The 17,925-nt window shown below is 58.3% G+C and carries 14 protein-coding genes; 3 read left to right on the top strand and 11 right to left on the bottom strand.

Annotation, left to right across the window (positions count from 1 at the left end):
• Nucleotides 1-168 precede the first annotated feature (168 nt).
• The 6 genes from FHW16_RS19730 to FHW16_RS19705 form a co-directional block, all read right to left on the bottom strand.
• Entirely contained in the window at nucleotides 169-555 is a 387-nt protein-coding gene (locus tag FHW16_RS19730) for a MerR family transcriptional regulator (protein ID WP_182550993.1), read from the bottom strand.
• Between the two features lie 126 nt (nucleotides 556-681).
• Nucleotides 682-2,094 carry a magnesium transporter gene (mgtE, locus tag FHW16_RS19725; RefSeq protein ID WP_182550992.1) on the bottom strand — a complete coding sequence of 471 codons (1,413 nt, stop codon included), beginning with the start codon at nucleotides 2,092-2,094 and terminating at the stop codon, nucleotides 682-684.
• A gap of 252 nt (nucleotides 2,095-2,346) precedes the next feature.
• Nucleotides 2,347-3,777: an aldehyde dehydrogenase family protein gene (locus tag FHW16_RS19720; RefSeq protein WP_182550991.1), complete on the bottom strand. Its 1,431-nt coding sequence runs from the start codon at nucleotides 3,775-3,777 to the stop codon at nucleotides 2,347-2,349.
• A gap of 152 nt (nucleotides 3,778-3,929) precedes the next feature.
• Nucleotides 3,930-4,523 (bottom strand): anthranilate synthase component II, encoded by a 594-nt coding sequence (locus FHW16_RS19715; protein ID WP_182550990.1) that lies wholly within the window; start codon nucleotides 4,521-4,523, stop codon nucleotides 3,930-3,932.
• Nucleotides 4,520-5,923: an aminodeoxychorismate synthase component I gene (gene pabB, locus FHW16_RS19710; protein ID WP_182550989.1), complete on the bottom strand. Its 1,404-nt coding sequence runs from the start codon at nucleotides 5,921-5,923 to the stop codon at nucleotides 4,520-4,522. Before pabB ends, FHW16_RS19715 begins: the two co-directional genes overlap by 4 nt.
• Nucleotides 5,924-5,952: 29 nt before the next feature.
• Nucleotides 5,953-6,378 carry an Lrp/AsnC family transcriptional regulator gene (locus FHW16_RS19705; RefSeq protein WP_105732917.1) on the bottom strand — a complete coding sequence of 142 codons (426 nt, stop codon included), beginning with the start codon at nucleotides 6,376-6,378 and terminating at the stop codon, nucleotides 5,953-5,955.
• Between the two features lie 175 nt (nucleotides 6,379-6,553).
• On the opposite strand from FHW16_RS19705, the gene rocF reads away from it, so the two are divergent.
• Nucleotides 6,554-7,537, top strand: a complete 984-nt coding sequence (gene rocF, locus FHW16_RS19700; RefSeq protein ID WP_432652061.1) for an arginase — start codon at nucleotides 6,554-6,556, stop codon at nucleotides 7,535-7,537.
• Nucleotides 7,538-7,562: 25 nt separating this feature from the next.
• Nucleotides 7,563-8,771 carry an ornithine--oxo-acid transaminase gene (rocD, locus tag FHW16_RS19695; RefSeq protein WP_182551112.1) on the top strand — a complete coding sequence of 403 codons (1,209 nt, stop codon included), beginning with the start codon at nucleotides 7,563-7,565 and terminating at the stop codon, nucleotides 8,769-8,771.
• 179 nt (nucleotides 8,772-8,950) lie between these two features.
• On the opposite strand, the gene FHW16_RS19690 is transcribed toward rocD, so the two are convergent.
• Genes FHW16_RS19690 through FHW16_RS19680 form a run of 3 tightly spaced genes read right to left on the bottom strand, consistent with a single transcriptional unit; the run spans nucleotide 8,951 to nucleotide 15,104 of the window.
• On the bottom strand, nucleotides 8,951-11,395 hold the full coding sequence (locus FHW16_RS19690; protein WP_182550987.1) for a GcvT family protein: 2,445 nt from the start codon (nucleotides 11,393-11,395) through the stop codon (nucleotides 8,951-8,953).
• Nucleotides 11,392-13,839, bottom strand: a complete 2,448-nt coding sequence (locus FHW16_RS19685; protein ID WP_182550986.1) for a GcvT family protein — start codon at nucleotides 13,837-13,839, stop codon at nucleotides 11,392-11,394. Before FHW16_RS19685 ends, FHW16_RS19690 begins: the two co-directional genes overlap by 4 nt.
• 32 nt (nucleotides 13,840-13,871) lie before the next feature.
• Nucleotides 13,872-15,104: an aromatic ring-hydroxylating oxygenase subunit alpha gene (locus FHW16_RS19680; RefSeq protein ID WP_182550985.1), complete on the bottom strand. Its 1,233-nt coding sequence runs from the start codon at nucleotides 15,102-15,104 to the stop codon at nucleotides 13,872-13,874.
• 150 nt (nucleotides 15,105-15,254) lie between these two features.
• On the opposite strand from FHW16_RS19680, the gene FHW16_RS19675 reads away from it, so the two are divergent.
• Entirely contained in the window at nucleotides 15,255-16,151 is an 897-nt protein-coding gene (locus tag FHW16_RS19675; RefSeq protein WP_182550984.1) for a LysR substrate-binding domain-containing protein, read from the top strand.
• Nucleotides 16,152-16,339: 188 nt separating this feature from the next.
• On the opposite strand, the gene FHW16_RS19670 is transcribed toward FHW16_RS19675, so the two are convergent.
• Both FHW16_RS19670 and FHW16_RS19665 read right to left on the bottom strand, forming a co-directional pair.
• Nucleotides 16,340-16,819, bottom strand: coding sequence for a thioesterase family protein (locus FHW16_RS19670; protein WP_182550983.1), 480 nt, complete (start codon nucleotides 16,817-16,819; stop codon nucleotides 16,340-16,342).
• A 93-nt stretch (nucleotides 16,820-16,912) separates the two neighbouring features.
• A complete protein-coding gene (locus FHW16_RS19665; RefSeq protein ID WP_432652055.1) occupies nucleotides 16,913-17,902 on the bottom strand; it encodes a GlxA family transcriptional regulator in 990 nt (329 codons plus the stop codon).
• Nucleotides 17,903-17,925 lie beyond the last annotated feature (23 nt).

The following is a 17,925-nucleotide window of genomic DNA, read 5'->3' as shown; positions in this document are numbered from 1 at the left end:
TTCGACAAGCTCACCATGAGGAAGAGTGAGGATTGCAGGGAGCTATGTTCTGCAAGATTGCTCATATCCGCAATATTTCCGATTGGCCTTACAGCACCACTCTCCCTCATGGTGAGCTCCTGAGCTTGTCGAAGGGCGAACCACGAACCACTGCCTGTGCAGCAATCCTCAGGTGTTGACACCCAGTTCCGCCAACCGCTCGATACAGGCTTCTTCCACCTGATCCAGTTCTGTCAGGGTCTCCTCGATGTCGCGGCGTTTCTGGCGCAGGTCGCCGCGCTTTTCTTCCACGCGCTTCATCAACAGGTGCAGTTGACCCATTTCACCCGGCGGCTCACGGTACATCTGCACGATCTCGTGGATTTCCGCGATGGAAAAGCCCAGACGCTTGCCGCGCAGGATCTGCTTGAGCAAATGCCGGTCCGATGGCCGGAACAGGCGTGTCCGTCCGCGGCGGACGGGATGGATCAGCCCCTCATCCTCATAGAAGCGCAATGTCCGCGTCGAAACGCCAAACTCCCGCGTCAGCTCAGTAATGGAATAATATTCGCGCATGACAGACACTGCTCTAATTTTTCTCAATATTTCACAGGGATGTTTGGCCACGCAATTACGTAAAAGTCAATTGTACGTTTGTTAACAGAAACGAACGTTAGTCTAAAATACTGGGGAATTACGTGTTCAAGCCAGTCCGAACCACCATGTTGCCAGCCCCAGGAACGAGAAAAACCCGACAACATCGGTCACGGTGGTGACAAAGACAGCCGATGAAATGGCCGGATCGGCGCCGAACTTGTCGAGCAGCAGGGGAATCAGAATGCCGCCAAGGGCGGCGGCCATCATGTTGATGATCATGGCCGAGGCGATGATTCCGCCAAGCTCCACATTCTGGAACCATAGTCCGGCAACGAGGCCAATCAGCACCGCGAACACCAGGCCGTTGATCAGACCGACCGACGCTTCACGCCGGATGATGCGGCCCGCATTGTAAATATCCATATCGCGCGTCGCCAAGGCACGCACAGTCACCGTCATGGTCTGGGTCGCGGCGTTGCCACCCATCGAGGCCACGATCGGCATCAACACCGCCAGGGCAACCATCTGCTGAATGGTACCGTCAAACAATCCGATGATGGACGCGGACAGAAACGCGGTGAAAAGGTTGACGACCAGCCAGGGCGTGCGGGACCGGGATGTGGACAGCACGGAATCGGACAGTTCTTCGTCACCGACGCCGCCGAGGCGCATGATGTCCTCTTCGGCCTCTTCCTGGATGACGTCAACGATGTTCTCGATCGTCAGCACGCCGACGAGCCGTTCGTTTTCGTCAACCACGGCTGCGGAGAGAAGGTCGTACTGCTCGAAAATCTGCGCCGCCTCTTCCTGATCCATGGTCGCAGGAATGGCGTGGCGCGTCTCATGCATGATCTCATCGATCTTCACGTCACGCCCGGCACGCAGAATACGGTCGAGATCAATGGCACCGAGCAACCGGAACATCGGATCGATCACAAAAATCTGCGAGAAGGACTCCGGCAGATCGCCATTGTTGCGCATGTAATCGATGGTCTGGCCGACGGTCCAGAATGGCGGCACAGCCACGAATTCCGTCTGCATGCGGCGTCCGGCGGTCTCTTCCGGATATCCGAGAGAACGGCGCAGACGAACGCGCTCGGTGAATGGCAACTGCGCCAGAATCTCGTCGCGGTCTTCCTGGTCAAGATCTTCCAGAATGTAGACCGCGTCATCGGAATCAAGGTCCTGAACCGCTTCAGCAATCTGCTGATTCGGCATGGCATCGACGATCTCGAGACGTACCGCCTCGTCGACTTCAGTCAGTGCGGCAAAATCGAATTCATCGCCAAGCAGTTCGACAAGCGCCGCACGCTGCTCGGATTGAAGTGCTTCAAGCACGTGACCGAGCTCGGACTGGTGCAGCTTGCCGACGTGGGAGCGCAGAAACAGAACATCGCGATCCGCAATCGCGGCGCCGACACGTGCCAGATAGGACGAGCGGACCGCGCCGTCTTCACCGTAAATGTCGACGTCCCGCTCGTCATCGGCGGACGGAGGCAATGTTTCTGTTTCATCCATCAGTCCGCACCTGCCTTCCTGACGCGTGTTACATACCGTCAGTTAGCGCATAACCCACGGAATCGAAATCGATTTCTGTATGGATCATGCGCCGTTTCAGAGCGTTACTGCTTCCGTGCGTCTATTGAGTGACACCGCCGCCGCGTTTATGCGGCGCTGTCTTCCCGGTGGAACGAATTTGACGTTCGCATCCCATTTGACATCCCCCCGGACACGCGAACGTCAAATTCAAAATAATGCCAGAATCGGCCACTAGCCGCTGATTGCCTTGACTTCAAGGAAGTCTTCCAGCCCCCAGTGACCGCCTTCGCGCCCGATGCCGGACTGCTTGTAACCGCCGAAAGGTGCGTCCGCCTTATGCGATGCGCCATTGACGCGAACCATGCCTGCACGCAGCTGCTTCGACACACGCTTGATCCGTTCGCGATCGCCCGACTGGATATAGGCTGCCAGCCCGTAGGGCGTGTCATTGGCGATCTCGACCGCCTCTTCCTCGGTGTCGAACGGGATCATCGCAAGGACCGGTCCAAAGATTTCCTCACGGGCGATGGTCATGTCGTTGTTGACGTCGGCAAACACCGTCGGACGGACAAAATAGCCACGATTAAAACCTTCCGGACGGCCCGTGCCACCGGCGATGAGGCGTGCACCTTCCTTGATGCCCTGCTCGATCAGGCCCTGTACCTTGTTGAACTGGGCTTCGGAAACAAGCGGCCCCATATGATCACCATCCTGCGCGGGATCACCGACAAGAGTTGCTTTTGCCGTGGCTGCGGCCACCTCAGTCGCCTTGTTGTAAACCGAGCGTTCCACCAGCATGCGCGTTGGTGCATTGCAGGATTGCCCGGTGTTGTTGAACACATGCAGCACACCGCGCGTTACAGCCGCCTCGACATCACTGTCGGCGAATACAATGTTGGGCGACTTGCCACCGAGTTCCAGCGATACGCGCTTGACCGTATCGGCAGCAGCCTTGGTGACGGCAATGCCTGCGCGGGTCGAGCCGGTGAAGGACATCATGTCGATGCCGGGATGGGCTGACATGGCCGCACCGACGGAAGGACCATCGCCATTGACCATGTTGAACACACCGGCGGGAAGGCCTGATGCGTCGACGATTTCGGCAAAAACAACCGACGAAATCGGTGCAATTTCGGAAGGCTTCAGCACCACGGTGCAACCGGCAGCAATGGCAGGCACGACCTTGAGAACAACCTGATTCATCGGCCAGTTCCACGGCGTGATCAGGCCGCACACGCCGATCGGCTCATAGGCGATCCGGACATTGGGATTATGTTCATCCAAGGCACGTTCGAATTCGAAACTCTTCAGGGCGCGCATGAAGGCCTTGAGGTGGCTGGTGCCCGACGCGGCCTGCTCTTCCAGAGCCATTTTGATCGGTGCACCCATTTCGGATGAAATGGCCTGCGCCATATCGTTGATGCGCGACTCGTAGACGGCAGTGAGGCGCTCGAGCCAGGCAATGCGCTCTTCACGGCTTGTCAGGCTCCATGTGGCGAACGCCTTGCGCGCCGCCGAAACAGCGGCGTCCACGTCCGCAGCCGATCCAAGCGATATCACAGCAAAGGGCTGCTCGTCGGCAGGATTGATGACATCCAGGTCTCTCACTACGGCCGGAGCGGTCCATTTTCCATTGATGTAGAAATCGGTCTTGCGAAGCATGATTGGTCTCCTGCCTGGTGCTGTCGGATTGTGTTATTGAGGGATGGATAAGTGCCCGTCCGCTGTTCCGTTTCAGGTGTAGCGGATGAATAGGTTGGCAGCCAACAGCAATATCGAACAAAGAGGCGAAAATAGCGGCGCGTAGGGCCGGTTCACGATTTCTTTTGCATTTGGAAGGCGCGGCCAATGCGCAGGAAGTTGCCGAGCATGGCGTGACCGTATTCCGTCAACACCGACTCCGGATGGAATTGCACGCCAAAGGTCGGGTGCTTCCTGTGTGCGAGCCCCATGATCTCGCCCTTGTCGGAGCGCGCCGTCACGGCAAGAGAGGCGTTGCCCTCATCCGAAACAACAATCAGTGAATGATAACGCCCGGCCCTGAACGGGCTCGGCAAACCCTTGAAAACGCCCGTTCCGTCATGCTGGATCAGGGATGAGCGGCCATGCATGGGTTCCTGTGCCCGCAACACCGTGCCGCCAAAGGCCTCGCCGATACATTGATGCCCAAGGCATATGCCCAGAATGGGAATGCTGCCGCTGAATGTCTTGATGATCGGCAGAGATAGCCCCGCTTCGTGCGGACCGCATGGCCCGGGTGAAATGACCAGAGCCGCTGGTTGCAGCGCTTCGATGTCGGTCACCGTGATCGCATCATTGCGTACGACCCGGGTTTCTTCGCCGAGCTCGGCAAAATATCGTGCCACCGTAAAAACGAAGGAATCGTAATTGTCGATGATAAGGATCATGACCCGACATCCCCGGCCATATCGAAAACATCGAAAATCCGCACCGCCTTGTCCAGCGTCTCCTGATACTCGGCCGCAGGATCGGAGAGCGCCGTGATGCCGCCGCCTGCCTGAAACACCGCCTTCCCGCCCTGAAACAGCACGGTACGGATGGCGATGTTGGTATCCATATGACCGTTGAAACCGAAAAAGCCGATCGAACCGCAATAGATGCCGCGCGCAACCTTTTCGATTTCTGTGATGATTTCCATCGCCCGCAGTTTTGGCGCACCGGTGATGGAGCCACCGGGGAAAGCCGCACGGATCAGGTCCGGCAACGACCTCTCTTCCGCCAAGCGCCCGGTAACGACCGAAACCAGATGATGCACGCTGGCATAGGATTCCAGGCCGCACAGCACGGGCGTAAGAACGGAATGCGGATTGCAGACGCGCGACAGATCATTGCGCATCAGATCGACAATCATCAGGTTTTCAGCGCGATCCTTTTCCGAGGCGAGCAGGGTCTCCGCATTCCGCTGGTCGATATCAGGATCAGCCGAGCGCGGCACGGTGCCCTTGATCGGCCGTGTCTGCACATCCCGGCCACGCACCGACAGGAACCGTTCCGGCGAGCTTGAGGCAATCACCAGATCATCGTGCTCAATATAGGCGGCGAATGTCGCGGCGTTGCGCTGTCGCAGTGCCTTGTAGAAAGACCAGACAGGATAATTTTCCGGAAGATCCGCGATAAAACGCTGCGCGATATTGGCCTGGAAAATATCACCGTCGAGGATGTACTCAACGACCTTCGCCACAGCCTGCATGTAAGCTTCGCGCTCGAAATTGGACTGCCAGACTTTGCGGGCAATACGCGGTCGCAGGGAACTCTGCGTCGGCGGCGGGCTTTCAAGTGCAGAAAGGGCCATGCGGGCGCGTTCACCTGCACGGACTGCGCGCTTTTCCCCAGCCAGCTCGGGCAGACCGGACGATACAAGCCAAACCTGCTGCCTCAGATGATCGAACGCAAGGACGACGTCGTAAAAACTCCAGATGGCATCGGGTACGTCGCCCTGAGATTGCTTAAGTGGTTCAGGAAGATCCTCCAGTAAGCGGCCAAATTCATAGGAGAAATACCCGATGGCTCCGCCATGAAAAGGCGGAAGATCGGCGCGATCCTCAAGCCGATAAAGCTCCAGATAGCGCGACAGTGCTTCCAGCGGACCAATATCCAATGGTTGATTGTTCCAGCTGGCTACACCATCTCGGACCGCCAGCGTGCCGAAGGGGTCGGCGGCCACATAGGAATAACGGCCAAGCTGGTCATGCCGCATGGCACTGTCAAGGAAGCTGAGCCCGCCAAGTGGCTTCAGCCGATCGGCAGCATCGACTGGTTCCAGCCAGGGAATTTCACGGATATGCATCCGTTTTCAGCCTTTCTCGAACGATGGCGTCACCCGCTCTTGCGGGTGGAAAGAAGGATACTTGTCTCGGTCAGGGTGATTCCGTCAATATGCCTGATGTCGCGCAGCGTGTGATCAAACGCTTCCAGCGTCTCCACCTCGATCTCCGCGACGATATCCCAACGTCCATTGGTGGTATGGAGCGCGCGGATCTCGGGAAACCCCTGCAGGCGGCGAATGACCTTCTCCGCGCCCTGCCCGGCCACTTCGATCATCGCGATGGCACGAACGCCGTAGACACCTGCTCCGGCTTTCAGTGTCACGGTGAAACCCTGAATGGTGCCGTCGGTCGTCAGTTTGTCGACACGGGCCCGGACCGTGGCGCGCGAAATACCCAGCAGCGTTGCCATCGACGAGACAGGCATGCGGCAATCATCGCGCAGCAGCGACAACAGGCGGCGATCAAGATCATCCATATCATTTCCAATTTGCACAATTTTGATGCGCAAACTGCGCATTAAGTTGCGCATTTCTATCAGGATGCTGTCTATTTGTCACCGTCTCGGGGTGGCAGTATAATGGCTACACCGGAGAATCCCCGGCTTCATTTTATTGACCATTCAAACGCGAAAGTGGCGCTTGTTGATGAACATGCTCGGCAAATTTGAAAACGACCAAAAACAGAAATTGATGATTGTCGGCGCGCCTATCGAGGAAGGCGCGGGTCGTCTCGGCGCGCTGATGGGCCCCGCAGCTCTGCGCACCGCCGGCCTCATCCGCACGCTGGAGGAGATGGGGCATCCCGTCGACGATCACGGTGATCTTCGCCTGCCGCAGACCTTGCCGGTCGTTCCCCCGGTCGCAGGCCTCGCCCATCACATCGAAAAGATTGCCGCCTGGTCGCGCATGCTCTGCACCGAGACTTACGAGGCGATGAAGGACGGGAGTTTCCCGGTCATTCTCGGCGGCGATCATTCGCTGTCCATGGGTTCGGTTGCCGGTGTTGCCCGTTACTGCCAAGAGAACAACCGCGAATTGTTCGTCCTGTGGCTCGATGCCCATTCCGACTTCAACACCCCGGCCACATCACCATCCGGCAACATGCATGGCATGTCGGCGGCGCTCCTGTGCAACGAACCCGGCCTTGAAGGCGTATTCGGCGACGAGGCACACGGTCTGATCAAGCCGGAAAACCTGCATCTCTTCGGCATTCGCTCCATCGACACGGTCGAGCGCAAACTGCTGCGCGAGCGTGGCATCGATGTCATCGACATGCGTCTGATCGACGAATTCGGGGTTGCCAAGCTGATGCGCCGTATCATCGAGCGGGTGCAGAAAGCCAATGGCATCCTGCATGTCAGCTTCGACGTGGATTTCATCGATCCCTCGCTTGCGCCGGGTGTCGGCACGACGGTTCCCGGCGGCGCGACCTATCGCGAAGCCCATCTTGTCATGGAAATGCTGCATGATTCCGGCGTGGTCGGTTCGCTCGATATCGTCGAACTCAACCCGTTCCTCGATGATCGCGGCAAGAGCGCCATGCTGCTGGTCGATCTCGTCGCCAGCCTGTTTGGCCGGCAGATTTACGAACGCCCCACCCTTTCAGATCAGAGCACCACAGCTCAGAACGCATAAATTTGGCAAATAGGAGGATATTTTGCTGCAAACAGCCGCCCAACTGATTTCGACCGAGTCCCGTCTTGGCGCTCATAACTACAAGCCGCTTGATGTGGTTCTGTCGCGCGGTGAAGGCGTGCATGTCTGGGATATCGATGGGAACCGGTATCTCGACTGTCTCTCAGCCTATTCCGCCGTCAATCAGGGCCATTGCCACCCCAAAATCCTTGCAGCAATGACCGAGCAGGCGTCCAAACTGACGCTGACCTCGCGTGCGTTCCGCAACGATCAGCTGGCCCTTTTCTATGAAGAGCTCGCAACCCTTACCGGTTCGCACAAGATTTTGCCGATGAACAGCGGTGCCGAGGCTGTCGAGACGGCCATCAAGGCCGTGCGCAAATGGGGTTACGAGGTCAAGGGCGTGCCGGAGAATGCTGCCGAGATCATCGTCTGCTCGGATAATTTTCACGGCCGCACCATGGGGATTGTCGGCTTCAGCACCGATCCTTCGGCCCGCGATAATTTCGGACCCTTTGCGCCGGGCTTCAAGGTTGTTCCGTTTGGCGATATCGATGCTTTTGCAGCGGCGCTCACACCCAATACCGTGGCCTTCCTCGTTGAACCCATTCAGGGCGAAGCAGGCGTCATCATTCCGCCCAAGGGTTATTTTTCCAAGGTGCGCGAACTCTGCACAGACAACAACGTCACGCTCATCCTCGATGAAATCCAGACCGGCCTTGGCCGCACCGGTACGTTGCTGGCGGAAGAGCATGAGGCGATCGAGGCCGATGTGACCCTGATCGGCAAGGCGCTCTCCGGCGGTTTCTATCCGGTCTCGGCGGTACTGTCGAACAGCGATGTTCTCGGTGTTTTGAAGCCCGGCCAGCATGGCAGCACGTTCGGCGGCAATCCGCTGGCCTGTGCCATTGCCCGCGCGGCGCTGCGTGTTCTGACCGACGAGAACATGATCGAGAATTCCCGCATCGAAGGTGAATATTTCCTGCAGCAGCTCAAGGGTATCCGCAGCAATATCGTGCGCGAAGTGCGCGGTCGCGGCCTGATGCTCGCCATCGAACTGCATCCGGAAGCCGGCGGTGCCAACCGTTTCTGCTACGAGCTGAAGGAACGCGGCATTCTCGCCAAGGACACACATGGCGACACGATCCGCATTGCTCCGCCGCTGGTGATCAAGCGCGATCAGATCGACTGGGCGCTGGAACAGTTCAACGAGGTACTGACCAGCATGAATTGACGGGGCGTTTCAGCACCCCTCTCTGGGCTGTCGCCCATCTCCCCCGCAAGGGGGGAGATCACATCGACATCAACATTTCACTCAATTTTCAACTCTTGAGGATTAGCTGAAGTAGTCATGAGGGCTGATCTCCCCCCTTGCGGGGGAGATGTCCGACAGGACAGAGGGGGGTGAAGAAGCTACATCCTCACCCGTTCCGCCTTCGGATCATACATGGGTGTGACCGAGGCTTCGGCTTTTATCCGTTCTCCGGCGATCTCGATCTCATAGCGTGACGCCAGCATCTGTTCTGCGCTTTCGCCCTTGCAGGTGACATAGCCAAGGCCAATCGCCGCGCCGAGATGATGGCCGTAATTGCCCGAAGTGATCGTTCCGACGATCTCGCCATCGCGCACGATGGCCTCATTGTGGAACAGCAACGGCTCGGGATCTGCAAGGCGGAACTGCACCAGCCTGCGATCGAGCCCGTTTTCCTTCTTCTTCAAAACCGCGTCACGCCCGATGAAATCGCCTTTCGACGGTTTGACGGCAAAGCCAAGTCCAGCCTCGAGCACATGGTCCTCGTCGGTGATATCGTGGCCGAAATGGCGGAAGGCCTTTTCGATCCGGCAGGAATCCAGCGTGTGCAGGCCGCACAGCTTCAGGCTAAGCTCCTGACCGGCCTCTTCCAGCGCCTCGAACACATGGGCGGTCTGGTCCGACGAGACATAGAGCTCCCAGCCGAGTTCCCCCACATAGGTGACGCGGTGGGCGCGGGCGAGGCCCATGCCGATCTCGATTTCCCGCGCGGTGCCGAAGGGATGACCCGCGTTGGAAAAATCGTTGGGACTGATCTTTTCGATCACCTTGCGGGATTTCGGCCCCATCAGGCACAGCACGGATTCGGCCGCCGTCACATCGGTGATGACAACGAATTCATCTCTGAGGTGCTTGCGCATCCAGGCGAGATCACGCTGCAGGGTGGCGCCGGGAACAACGGCGAAAAATGCCGTCTCCGACAGGCGGGTGATCGTCAGGTCGCTTTCGATCCCGCCGCGATTGTTAAGCATCTGGGTGTAGACGATCCTGCCGGGTTCGACATCAAGCTGGTTGGCGCAAAGTTTTTGCAGGAGGGCCAGCGCATCGCGGCCCTCGATGCGGATCTTGCCGAAGGACGTCATATCGAACAGGCCGACGCCATTGCGCACAGCCAGATGCTCGTCGCGCTGGTTGTCAAACCAGTTCTGCCGCTTCCACGAATAGCGGTATTCGCGTTCCTGATTTTCCCAGGCGAACCAGTTTGCCCGTTCCCATCCGGCCACCTCGCCGAAAACAGCACCGCGTGCCTTCAAATGTTCATGAATGGGCGAACGACGGATATTGCGGGAGGTTGCCATCTGCCGATAGGGAAAATGGTCGGCATAGAGCAGGCCAAGCGTCTCGGAGACCCGCTCTTTGAGATACTGCCGGTTCTTCTGGAATGGCTGGGCGCGGCGGATATCCACTTCCCAAAGGTCAAACGGTGCTTCGCCATCGTGAATCCACTGCGCCAATGCCATGCCAGCACCGCCGGATGAAACGATGCCAATCGAATTATAGCCTGCAGCAACCCAGTAGCCGCCCAATTCCGGTGCCTCGCCGAGATAATAGCGATCATCCGGGGTAAAACTCTCGGGGCCATTGAAAAAGGTGTGAATCCCCGCCGTGCCGAGCATCGGCATTCGGTTGACGCCCATTTCAAGGATTGGTTCGAAATGCTCAAAATCTTCTGGCAACTGGTCGAAGCAGAAATCCTCGGAAATGCCGCTCATACCCCATGGCTTGGCCACGGGCTCGAAAGCACCGAGCATCATCTTGCCGGCATCTTCCTTGTAATAAGCGCACTCATCCGGCACGCGCAGCACCGGCAGGCGACCCAGCCCTTCAATCGCCTCGGTGACGAGATAGAAATGCTCGCAGGCATGCAGAGGTACAGTCACGCCTGACATGGACGCCAGATCGCGCGCCCACATGCCGGCGCAGTTGATCACCACATCAGTTTCGATCGTGCCCTGTTCCGCGCCCTTGGTCCAGGAAACGCCTGACACACGGCCGTTCTTCTTGTGAATGTCGGAGACCTTCACATTCTCAAAGATTTTCGCGCCACGCTGCCTCGCGCCCTTGGCCAGTGCCATGGCGATGTTGGCGGGATCACACTGGCCATCCAGCGGCAGATGCACGGCGCCAACCACATCTTGAATGTTAAGATGCGGATACATCTCCTTGACTTCCCTTGGAGAAATCTCCCTGACATCTACGTCGAAGGCACGCGCGAGAGATGCCTGGCGATAAATCTCGTGTTTGCGCTCTTCGGTCAGTGCAACGGTGATGGAACCCACCTGCCGCATGCCTGTGGCCACCTCGGTTTCCGCCTCCAGCTTGACGTAGAGATCGGCGGAATATTTGGCAAGCCGCGTCATGTTCTGCGAGGCGCGCAACTGGCCGATCAGCCCCGCCGCATGCCACGTGGTGCCCGATGTCAGTTGCTTGCGCTCCAGCAGAACAATGTCTGTCCAACCCAGTTTGGCAAGGTGATAGGCGACGGAACAGCCGGAAACACCGCCGCCAATGATGACGGCTCTGGCCTTGGCCGGAAGAGAACTCATGCGCGGATTCTTTCGTTAGCGGGATCCCATAGCGGCTGATCCGGATGCACGGTGGCCTTGAAGCGTTCGCCGAAAATCTCGACTTCGATTTCCGTTCCGGGTTCGGTGAGTTCGGTCTTGAGCATGCCAAGCGCGATGGATTTGTCGATCCGGTGTCCCCAGCCACCAGAGGTGGTTTCGCCGACAATGTTGCCCTTGTGCCAGAGCGTCGACATATAAGGTGCATCGCAATCCCCGGCATCGACGGTCAACGTGACGAAGCGTTTCTTCGCACCCTGCTGCTTTTCGCTTTCCAGCGCGGCCTTGCCGAGAAATTCAGGCTTTTCCCACTTGATGAAACGGTCTAGCCCGCTTTGCAACGGCGTATAGTCGGTGGAAAGATCACCCTTCCAGGCGCGATAGCCCTTTTCCAGCCGCAGCGAGTCCAATGCGTACATGCCGAAAGGCTTCAGCCCGTATGGCTGCCCGGCCTGCCAGACCGCATCGAAAATTGCCTGGGTATCGGCGACTTTGGTGTGGATTTCCCAGCCTAGTTCCCCGGCAAACGACACGCGCACAAGCTGGCAATAACGGCCGGCGATCTGCGTTGTCTGGTGCGACAGCCAGGATTTGGCGAGGTCCGCATCGCAGATACCGGCAAAGAGGTCACGTGCCTTCGGCCCGGTCACGATCTGGCAGGAAAACTGCTCGGTGACATTGCTGATGCTGATCGCACTGCCATTGGGCAGATGTTTTTGCAGCCATTCCAGATCGTGCCACTCGGCAACGCCTGCTGTAATGAGGAAAAACACGTCCTCATCGATGGCCATGATGGACATTTCGGTGACGACACGGCCCTTGGCGTCGGCGAAATAGCCAAGGCCGATACGGCCGGGTTTCGGCACCAGACCGGTGATCAGGCCGGACAACCAGTCGCGTGCGCCTACACCGCTCACCCTGAAGCGGGAGAAACCGGGAAGATCGAGAATGCCGACCGCATCGCGCACCGCATGGCATTCCTCGCGGATGCGCTGCTGCCACGGCCCTTCCCGTGTAAATGTCTGCGTGGCTTCTTCCGACGTGTCGTCGCCCGGTTGCGCATACCAGTTCGCCCGCTCCCAGCCATTATAGGCACCGAACTGCGCTCCGAACCCGGCCACGCGCTCATGCAGCGGCGAAAGCTTCTTGTTGCGTCCGGCCGACCACGTATGGCGCGGAAAATGGATGGCGTATTCGTGGCCATAGACTTCGACGCCCTTGGCGACGCTGTAGTCATGATCGGCAAAGGCGGTGAAGCGGCGCGGATCGCAGGACCACATGTCCCATTCGGTTGCGCCTTCCGTCACCCATTCCGCCAGTACCTTGCCTGCCCCGCCCGCCTGCGCGATGCCGAAAGTGAAAACACAGGCTTCGAATGCATTGGGAACTCCCGGCATCGGCCCGATCAGCGGGTTGCCGTCGGGTGCATAGGGAATGGGACCATTGATGATTTTTGACAGCCCGGCCGTGCCAAGGATCGGCACGCGCGCGATCGCATCATTCAGATACCATTCGAGCCGCTCCAGATCGTCAGGAAACAGCTGGAAAGAGAAATCATCCGGCATCGGATCGTCTGAGGTGGCCCAGTGCGCCCGGCAATTGCGTTCATAGGGGCCAAGATTCATGCCGTTCTTTTCCTGCCGGAGATAGTAGGATGAATCCACATCGCGCAGCAGCGGCAGCTTCTGCCCCTGCTCGCGGCTCCATGCGGCAATCTCAGGAATTTCATCAAAGAGCAGATATTGATGGCTCATGACCATCATCGGCACGTCTCGGCCAAACAGTTTGCCGATTTCCTGCGCCCGGTAACCGGCGGCATTGACCACATATTCGCAGCGGATCTCGCCCTGCGGCGTTGCGATCACCCATTCATCCCCGTCGCGCCGGGCACCGGTCACCGGACAGAAGCGGATGATCTTTGCGCCCATATCCCGCGCGCCCTTGGCAAGAGCCTGCGTCAGCTGGGCCGGATCAATATCGCCGTCATTGGGGTCATACAGCGCGCCCTCCAGATCGTGAGTCGACAGGAAGGGATAGCGGCCGTTGATCTCATCGACACCGAGCACGTCGATATCCATGCCCTGATAGCGCCCCATGCTTTTGACGCGCTGGAACTCGCGCATGCGTTCCTTGCCATGGGCGAGCCGCAGCGAGCCGGTGACGTGGTAGTTCATGGGATAGTCGACTTCCTGCGCCAGCCGCCGGTACAGCTCGGCGGAATAGCGCTGCATGTTCATCACCGACCACGAGGCGGAGAAGGTCGGCACATTGCCCGCCGCATGCCAGGTGGAACCCGATGTCAGCTCGTTCTTTTCCAAAAGCACGCAATCGGTCCATCCCGCCTTGGCGAGATGATACAGCGACGAGACGCCGACCGCCCCGCCGCCAATGATGACGACCCGCGCCGACGTTGGAAATTCAGACATATACAGTCTCCCATGAACTCATGCTGTTTGGCTTACGCCCGTGCGATTTCATCGAGGTACCACTGGATGTACCGCAACTCGTTGTATTCCATCGGTGCGATGGGCCCCGGCACGAAATAGTGCGAGCGGACGCCGCGCGCCGTGTGTTCGATGATCGTCTTGTCCTCGGCGGTGGTCACTTTCCAAAGCCATGTCAGCTTTTCCAGATCGTAATCCTTGCCCTCTTCGGCATCGCCGCGCACCAGCCAGATCAGCTCCATCTCGCATGTGTCGGCAGTCTTCGGAATGAAACGATAAATCATGCCGTGATCGGGGTAGCAGACCAGAAAACTGGTGCCGCCAAGGTGGATGGAGGTCACACCGCCATCGAATTCGGTAAAACGCCCCATCAACGGGCCAATAGGCGAGCCATCCTCGCTGCCGCTCGATACGCCCTCATAAAGCGCATAGCGGAACGTATGAATCGTTTCATTGCCCTGTGCCGAACTCTGCCAATGATCGCCGGTGGCGATATCGATGCCAAGCGCGCAGGTGCGCTGCTCCATCCGGGCATTCAGTTCGACGATTTTTTCCGCCGGCTGCTCCAGCGCATGGGTCTGCGAATATTCCGGATGCGCTGGGCCGCAATGGTAGCACTCGACGTAATTTTCGACGGCCAGCTTCCAGTTGGCATCGACCGGATAGGTTTCGCGGTGCGCCACCTTGGCGTCGGCCCAGCCATATTGCCCGCAGGTGGTGCGCAGCGACTGCTCGATGATGTCGAAATTCAGCGGTTCGTCGGCAAAGCAGATGAAGACCAGCCCTTCGGCGACGCGCACATGCAGTTTTTTCAAGCCATGCGCGCTGCGATCGAAATCCCGCGGCATCAGCCGCGCTGCGCGCAGGCTGCCATCATTCATGTAAGTCCACGCGTGGTAGGGGCAGACAAAGAAGCGGGCATTGCCCTTCTGCTGCGTGCAGACCTCGGCGCCGCGATGGCGGCAGACGTTGAGAAACGCATGGATCGAACCATCCTCGGTGCGCGAGACGATCACTGCTTCCGTATCGATCTTGAACAGCTCGAAATCGCCCGCATTGGGAATGATGCTGGCATGGCCGATACAGTGCCAATGGCGGCGGAAAACGCGCTCCATGTCCCTGACGTAGACATCCGGGTCCATGTAGAAGGCACGCACCAGCCCGTGACCGGCTTTGTGCTCGGCGATCAGGCGATCAATCTTGTCCAGGGACGGCGCAATTTCTGCAAAGACCTGTTCTGCACCCATTTCATTCTCCGAAAAGATTGTTCCCGAACGCTTATTGTTTCTGAGATGCGTCGCAGATTAGAATGATTCCGCATTGGGCTGCATTCAAGCGATGGTTGCTCATCAAGACATGAATTATTCTCAATAGTCTGTTTTACAGGATGCCGCCCGATGATGTCGAAGCCCAGAATACCCCCGCTCGGCGCGTTGCGCGCGTTTGAAGCGTCGGCCCGCCTGCTGAGTTTTCGACTGGCAGGCGATGAGCTGGGCGTGACGCAATCGGCCATCAGCCATCGCATTTCCGAGCTGGAGGCTATTCTCGGGGTAAAACTGTTCGAACGCCTGCCGCGCGGTGTGGCGCTGACCGATGCCGGGACGCTGTACTATCCCTATATGCGCGATGCCTTCGAAAAAATCGCTCGTGGCACGGCATTGATCAACCGGCTTGGCACAACGGACGATCTGGCGCTTGAAACCTATGCAACGTTTGCCATCCGCTGGCTCATTCCCCGCCTGACGGACTTCCGCAAGGTCAATCCGAACCTGGCCATCCGCATCGGTACAAGCCAGCTCGACTGGGAACTCAATATCGACAGTTCCGACATCGGCATCATCCACACGACCCGGCCGGAGCGGATGAACCTGCACTACCGGTTGCTTGTCAAAGCCGAGATGTTTCCGGTGTGCAGCGCGGCAGTTGCAGCGCGAATCGAGGGCGACGCCGGAGCAAAAGCGCTCCACAAGGTGCCGCGTCTGGCGCTCTATACGGCACCAGAGGACTGGGGCACGTGGCTCGATGCCGCCGGGATTGCCGACAGCGGTCAGGCCGTGACGCTGAAATTCGACACTTATCTTGCCGCCCTGCAATCGGCTCTGGACGGTCAGGGACTGGCCATCGCGCCGGGCTTTCTCGTCGCCGACGATCTGAAGGCCGGGCGTCTGGTGGCACCGTTTCCGCTAAAAGTCCCGCAACCCGGCGCGTGGTACATGATCTGCCGCAAGGAGCGGGTCAATGAAACGCGGATTCGCCAATTCGAGAAGTGGCTGGTGGAGCAGTTTGGGGGATGAAGTTGATGATTGCCGTTGTCTCACCCCCCCTCTGTCCTGTCGGACATCTCCCCCACAAGGGGGGAGATCACATTGACATTAATATCTCGTTCAATTTCCAACTCCTGAAGATTAGCTGAAATAGATATGAAGGCTGATCTCCCCCCTTGTGGGGGAGATGGGCGACAGCCCAGAGGGGGGGGGCAAACCTACTTCCTCTTAATTCCGATAGACCGTCCAACACGCTCTGGAATCCCCAGTTTCGCATGGGCCGCCTTGTAAAATTCAAGCTTTGGCAGCACATCGTCCGGGAACGGCACAACCTTCGGCCCGTTCATGTCGACATGGAGCGACAGCACCTCGGCTGTTGCGGCAACCCAGCCATCAACGTGAATGATCTCGTTATATGTATGCAGACGCTTGCCGTCAAAATCGATGAGCTGGCTGGTGACGGTCACCAGATGGTCGAGATGGATCTCCTGCACATAGCAAATATGCACTTCGGCGGTGTAGATCGTCAGCTTGCGTTCCGCCGCGTATTTCGGGCCGAAACCCAGTTCGGCAAGGAATTCATCACCGCCCCGATCAAACACCACGTTGTAATAGGCCATGTTCAGGTGGCCGTTGTAATCGATCCATTCCTTTTCCATGGCTATCGGTGCGGAGCGGTACAATTCACCTTCTGGCATGCTGGTATTTCCCTCGTTGATAAAACCCGGCGGCATTTGAACCATGGCAGCCGTCCGCCCACTGTGTCAAAAACGACTAGGAATGGCGGCACCCTATCGATTGGTTGCTGCACGCAGACTGCTCGGCGGCTTGCCTTCAAATGTCCGGAATGTGCGGGCGAATGCTGCCGCCGATGAAAAACCCGTGCGTGCGGCGATATCGGCCAGCGGTGTCTTTGTATCGGTGATCAGCCGCCGCGCGATCTTCAGGCGCAACCGCAGATAGTAGCGGCCCGGTCCTTCACCCACCGCTTTTGCAAAAATCTTTTCGAGGCTGCGCGCGCTCAGGCCGCAGCGTTTGGCTATCGCGCCAATGGTGAGCGGTGCATCGAGATGGTTCTCCATCAAACGGATCGCGGTGGCGAGTTTCGGATGGACATCGTCGAGCCTTCCAAGCGAGACAAGCGGCTGGGCGTCGTTGGAAGCATGGGCTTCGTCATAGATGAACACGCTTGCCACATCGAGCGCGACGGACATGCCGCAGCGCGAACGGATAAGATGCAGCATCAGATCGAAGGTCGGCGATGCGCCACCCGTGGTGAAAACCGGCCCGTCGATGACATAGCGGTCGGGCCGGATGTCCGCCTCGGGAAATTCGGCGGTGAACTCCTCCATGTCTTCCCAATGGGTGGTGGCACGGCGCCCCCGCAGCAGCCCCGCCCTGCCGAGCAGCCACGATCCGGCCTCGATGCCGCCGATCATCCGGTAATGATGTGTGGCGCGGCGCAGGCTGGCGGTAAAGGTGGTTCGCGAAATATCTGAGGTGCCGAACCCGCCGATCATCAACAGCATGTCGGCCTTGTCAGCTGGATTGAATGCGCCTGAGACGGCAATCGGTAGGCCGCAGGTAGTAATGGCAGGGTTTCCATCCAATGAAACAATCCGCCATTGGAACAGGTTGCTGCCCGAGACGCGATTGGCCGCGCGCATGGGATCGATGGTCGATGCCACGCACATCAGTGATGCGCCGCTGAAGACGAGAACCGTCACATCAAGCGTTTTGGTATCGGGCAAAAAGAGTGGCGATGTTTCGCTATTCATCAAATCAAGTTCGTATATTGCAAAGC

The organism is Phyllobacterium myrsinacearum, from assembly GCF_014138285.1.
Taxonomy (GTDB): Bacteria; Pseudomonadota; Alphaproteobacteria; order Rhizobiales; family Rhizobiaceae; genus Phyllobacterium; species Phyllobacterium myrsinacearum_A.
Note: the sequence above shows the minus strand (reverse complement) of the source record. Positions and strands in the feature narration are given on the sequence as shown.

Excerpts from the sequence above, each read along its gene's own strand:
- FHW16_RS19715 (WP_182550990.1), bottom strand. The coding sequence starts at position 4,523 with ATGATCCTTATCATCGACAATTACGATTCCTTCGTTTTTACGGTGGCA.
- rocF (WP_432652061.1), top strand. The coding sequence starts at position 6,554 with ATGCTCGGCAAATTTGAAAACGACCAAAAACAGAAATTGATGATTGTC.
- FHW16_RS19720 (WP_182550991.1), bottom strand. The coding sequence starts at position 3,777 with ATGCTTCGCAAGACCGATTTCTACATCAATGGAAAATGGACCGCTCCG.
- FHW16_RS19690 (WP_182550987.1), bottom strand. The coding sequence starts at position 11,395 with ATGAGTTCTCTTCCGGCCAAGGCCAGAGCCGTCATCATTGGCGGCGGT.
- pabB (WP_182550989.1), bottom strand. The coding sequence starts at position 5,923 with ATGCATATCCGTGAAATTCCCTGGCTGGAACCAGTCGATGCTGCCGAT.
- FHW16_RS19730 (WP_182550993.1), bottom strand. The coding sequence starts at position 555 with ATGCGCGAATATTATTCCATTACTGAGCTGACGCGGGAGTTTGGCGTT.
- FHW16_RS19670 (WP_182550983.1), bottom strand. The coding sequence starts at position 16,819 with ATGCCAGAAGGTGAATTGTACCGCTCCGCACCGATAGCCATGGAAAAG.
- FHW16_RS19675 (WP_182550984.1), top strand. The coding sequence starts at position 15,255 with ATGATGTCGAAGCCCAGAATACCCCCGCTCGGCGCGTTGCGCGCGTTT.
- mgtE (WP_182550992.1), bottom strand. The coding sequence starts at position 2,094 with ATGGATGAAACAGAAACATTGCCTCCGTCCGCCGATGACGAGCGGGAC.
- FHW16_RS19705 (WP_105732917.1), bottom strand. The coding sequence starts at position 6,378 with ATGGATGATCTTGATCGCCGCCTGTTGTCGCTGCTGCGCGATGATTGC.
- FHW16_RS19685 (WP_182550986.1), bottom strand. The coding sequence starts at position 13,839 with ATGTCTGAATTTCCAACGTCGGCGCGGGTCGTCATCATTGGCGGCGGG.
- FHW16_RS19680 (WP_182550985.1), bottom strand. The coding sequence starts at position 15,104 with ATGGGTGCAGAACAGGTCTTTGCAGAAATTGCGCCGTCCCTGGACAAG.